At 61.3% G+C, this 3,513-nt stretch carries 6 protein-coding genes; 2 read left to right on the plus strand and 4 right to left on the minus strand.

Features of this window, described 5'->3' with window-relative positions; translation table 11 throughout:
• From ACFFAR_RS28270 to ACFFAR_RS28280, 3 genes are all read right to left on the minus strand, one after another.
• Positions 1-361, minus strand: a 361-nt coding sequence (locus ACFFAR_RS28270) for a MarR family winged helix-turn-helix transcriptional regulator (RefSeq protein ID WP_375508913.1), incomplete at its 3' end; no start/stop codon positions are given.
• Between the two features lie 59 nt (positions 362-420).
• A complete protein-coding gene (locus ACFFAR_RS28275) occupies positions 421-1,380 on the minus strand; it encodes a zinc-binding alcohol dehydrogenase family protein (RefSeq protein WP_375508914.1) in 960 nt (319 codons plus the stop codon).
• Between the two features lie 10 nt (positions 1,381-1,390).
• Positions 1,391-1,651, minus strand: a complete 261-nt coding sequence (locus ACFFAR_RS28280; RefSeq protein WP_375508915.1) for a hypothetical protein — start codon at positions 1,649-1,651, stop codon at positions 1,391-1,393.
• A gap of 97 nt (positions 1,652-1,748) precedes the next feature.
• Between ACFFAR_RS28280 and ACFFAR_RS28285 the strand changes: the two genes are divergently transcribed.
• The gene (locus ACFFAR_RS28285) at positions 1,749-2,549 is read left to right on the plus strand and encodes a helix-turn-helix domain-containing protein (protein ID WP_174365585.1); all 801 of its coding nucleotides are present in this window, start codon (positions 1,749-1,751) and stop codon (positions 2,547-2,549) included.
• A 6-nt stretch (positions 2,550-2,555) separates the two neighbouring features.
• Here ACFFAR_RS28285 and ACFFAR_RS28290 read toward each other — a convergent pair whose 3' ends face one another.
• Complete coding sequence (locus tag ACFFAR_RS28290; RefSeq protein ID WP_174365586.1) at positions 2,556-2,936, minus strand: winged helix-turn-helix transcriptional regulator; 381 nt, start codon at positions 2,934-2,936, stop codon at positions 2,556-2,558.
• A gap of 100 nt (positions 2,937-3,036) precedes the next feature.
• Between ACFFAR_RS28290 and ACFFAR_RS28295 the strand changes: the two genes are divergently transcribed.
• A partial coding sequence (locus tag ACFFAR_RS28295; RefSeq protein ID WP_174365587.1) for an SDR family NAD(P)-dependent oxidoreductase occupies positions 3,037-3,513 on the plus strand: 477 nt, incomplete at its 3' end.

The following is a 3,513-nucleotide window of genomic DNA, read 5'->3' on the forward strand; positions in this document are numbered from 1 at the left end:
TGCGAACAAGAAGCTTGCGTCCATCGAGCGGATCGGGGGAAACAACAATCAGCGAACGCGCCTTGAGCCGCTCGACCACGCCACGGATGGTAGCCTGGTCGATAGCTGTCGCTTTCACGATGTCGTTGAGCGAGCACGACTGCTGCTCCTTCACCGCGCACAACGTCACGAATTGCGCGGCCGTCAGGTCCGAATCGGGAATTGCCGCCTGGAAGATCGCGACGTGGCGCTGATACGCGCGCCGCAGCAGGTGGCCGATCTGCTCGGAGAAGTGATACTCGTCGGCGCCGGTAAGCTTCGGGACGTCCGCAACAGCGCGAACGTCCTTGACGGCGGGAGCAGGAGGGGATTTTTTAGCCATGCGGCGATTGTAGCGTACACGTTATACCGCCGGCGATGTTCATCGTACCGCTCTTGACCTCACGGCTTCGGAACAAAAACCGTCCGGCGCAAACTGTCCGCATGCGCCCAATACTTGCCGATATCCGCAAGCGGAACGATCTCGGTGTCGGTCCGCAGACCGGCGGGTACGGCTGCATTGAACACTTGCTGCATGGCATGCAGAAGGCGGGGCAACGGAACACTTCCAATTCCGCTGCCCGTAAGCGTGATCGCCGCCGAGCGCAGGACAGCGGCCGGCAACTGGATATCGGCGCCGCTGATGGAACCGATCTGCACAAACCGGACTGGATGATCGTCAGGCGACGCCTTCGCCGCTGAAACCAACAACGCCCGGGCGCTGCTTCCCCACAAGTAATCCAGCACCACGTCCACGCCTTCTGCAAATTGCGACTCAAACGCGCGGTTCAACGCGCCCTCTTCCTGTTCCAGCGAAATAGTCACATCGGCGCCGGCTGTTTTCATCGATGCAAGCGTGGTCTCGCGCCGCCCGGTAGCGATGACCTTCCCCGCCCCGAGATGCTTCGCGATCTGCACCGCGAGCCGCCCGGACGTACCCGTCGCGCCGTTGATCAGCACCGTCTCGCCCGCAACGAAGCCGCCCCGCTCGACGAGCGCCGCCAAAGAAGACATGCCCGGAATCGCGATGGCCGCTGCGGTGACGTCATCGAGCGCATCGGGCAACGCGACACAATGAGCGGCGGACACGAGGCAGTATTCGGCCAACGATCCAGACGGCGCCTCCGGCTTGAAAAAATAGACGCGCTGACCGTCTTCCAGACGCCCGGTTCCATCGACGCCTGCAACGAACGGGAACGTCGTCGCCGATGAATAATGCGTCCCCGATGCCCGCGCCCGCGCAACGTGGCTCAGTGCGCTTGCCGTCACCTCGATCAGTCGATGGCCGGCTTGAGCGAAGGGTTGATCGAAGTCGGCGTAAACCGGGCCTTCACCCGGCGCTTTGATGATTGCTGCTTTCATGGCGTTTTCCTTAGTCCTTGGTGTGCGCGGCGACCCAGGCGCGAAGCGCGGCATCGCGAATGTCGAGGACATCGAACAAGCCGACGGCGCGCAGTGCGGGCAGCGCTTCAAGCATGTCCGTCTCGACTTCAGCGCGTGCGTTTTCGCTTGCTTCCGGATCGGTCCAGACACGTGCATTCGCGAGAAATGCGGCGACAGTACCCTTTCGAATCGTGGTCCCGCCGATTTCAGCCTGATTGATATGGTCGGGGAGCATGTCCTGGGCTCGCATCGCGATGGCCTCCTGAAGCAGTAAGAATGAAGCCAGTTTAGGCGTGCGAGCGCGGCCAGTCTCCGGTATAAAGGCCAATCGATACCGCGTTTCAGCCATGACTTCATATTTGATTCGACCCGACCTCGTGACCTCGCCGGACGGTCCGTTCCTCGCCGCGGCTGAACTGACGCAGGACGAAGCGCGCGCCACGCCGTCGCACAGCCATGCGCGCGGACAACTCATGGGCGCATTGAGCGGCTTGATGTCGGTCGGCCTGGACAAACAGCACTGGGTCGTCCCCGCCGTCCATGCAATCTGGATTCCGCCGCATTGCGTCCACTCCGTGCGCTCGTATGGACCGTTCTCGGGCTGGAGCGTTTTCATCACCGAGCACCGATGTGCCAATCTGCCGTCGGCGCCCCGGGCGATCAGGACAACGCCGTTGCTGCGCGAAGCAGTGAGACGCGCCGCGACGTGGCCGGGCGCCGAGTTGGACCAGACGCAGACGCGGATAGCAGAAGTGGTGATCGATGAACTGGCCGCATCGAAAGAAGAATCGCTGGTCCTTCCGCGCCCGGAAGATGCACGGCTCATCCGAATCACGGATGCGTTAGCCAGTGATCTCTCCGACAACCGCCGTCTCGAGGAATGGGCCGCGTGGGCGGGTCTGGCGCCGCGAACCTTGAGCCGCCGGTTTGCGGAGGAGACCGGCTTGAGTTTCGCGCAATGGCGTCAGCAGGCGCGCTTGCTTCGCGCGCTGGAACTTGTCGCGGATGGCGTGTCGGTGACAACGATCGCGCTCGAACTGGGATACGACAACGTCAGCGCGTTTATCGATATGTTCCGGCGCGCCTTGGGGACGACGCCCGGACGCTATCTGGCCGCAGAGGGAAAGCAAACCCGGTCTGCCGATTGAACCGGTTCAAAGCGCCCTTTCATCGTAAGCGAGCTGCGCTCTCTCGATACCCCCGCCATGCTTCGCCGCCCACACCACGAGCGCCTCGAATGGATCTTGCAACGTTCGACCGAGCGAAGTGATCGAATACTCGACCGCCACCGGCGACGATGCTATGACCCGGCGATTGACCAGCCCGTTTCGCTCCAGCCGTCGCAAAGCTTCGGTCAACGCCTTGTGCGTAATGGGATCGAGGCGTCGCTTTATCGCGTTAAAACGCGAGGGTTCAGTGCACAACACGGTCAGGATCAACACCGACCATTTGTTCGCGATCTGCTCTAGAACGGGCCGCGTCGCGTTGATCTCGGCAAGCGGCGGGCTTGCCTTCAATGCCACCTTTGATGCCATCACGGTTTCCTCTCGTATATCTAGTCTATGAACGGTGCGTAATTGACACTAAATATACACGGTGTATCTTCGGCCGGACTGAACATACAAGGGGTTGACTGTGCTGAAGCTCGAAGGAAAGACAGCGGTTATCACCGGTGGCAATAGCGGAATTGGTCTTGCGATAGCGCGGCGCTTCGCCGAAGAAGGCGCCCATGTTTTTATCACCGGCCGTCGCAAGGCGCAGCTCGATGAGGCCGTTGCGTTGATTGGCGGTCACGTGGAAGCCGTGCAAGGTGACGTGACGAGTGCAAGCGATCTCGACCGGCTGTTCGATACGGTCAAGGCGAAGGCCGGCAAGCTGGATATCCTGGTGACGTCGTCGGGTATATCGGAGTTCTCGACGCTCGATTCCACGACCGAAGATCACTTCGATAAAGCGTTCGACGTCAACGTTCGCGGCATGGTGTTCACCGTTCAGCGCGCGGTGCAGCACATGGCGAGCGGCAGCAGCATCGTATTGGTGGGTTCGATTGCCGGATCGATCGGCAACCCGGGTTACGGAACGTACTCGGCTACAAAGGCCGCAGTCCGGTCG

Source organism: uncultured Caballeronia sp. (assembly GCF_964243625.1).
GTDB lineage: Bacteria > Pseudomonadota > Gammaproteobacteria > Burkholderiales > Burkholderiaceae > Caballeronia.

Bases quoted from the DNA above. Each gene is read 5' to 3' on its own strand.
- ACFFAR_RS28275 (WP_375508914.1), bottom strand. From the start codon at position 1,380: ATGAAAGCAGCAATCATCAAAGCGCCGGGTGAAGGCCCGGTTTACGCC.
- ACFFAR_RS28280 (WP_375508915.1), bottom strand. From the start codon at position 1,651: ATGCGAGCCCAGGACATGCTCCCCGACCATATCAATCAGGCTGAAATC.
- ACFFAR_RS28285 (WP_174365585.1), top strand. From the start codon at position 1,749: ATGACTTCATATTTGATTCGACCCGACCTCGTGACCTCGCCGGACGGT.
- ACFFAR_RS28290 (WP_174365586.1), bottom strand. From the start codon at position 2,936: ATGGCATCAAAGGTGGCATTGAAGGCAAGCCCGCCGCTTGCCGAGATC.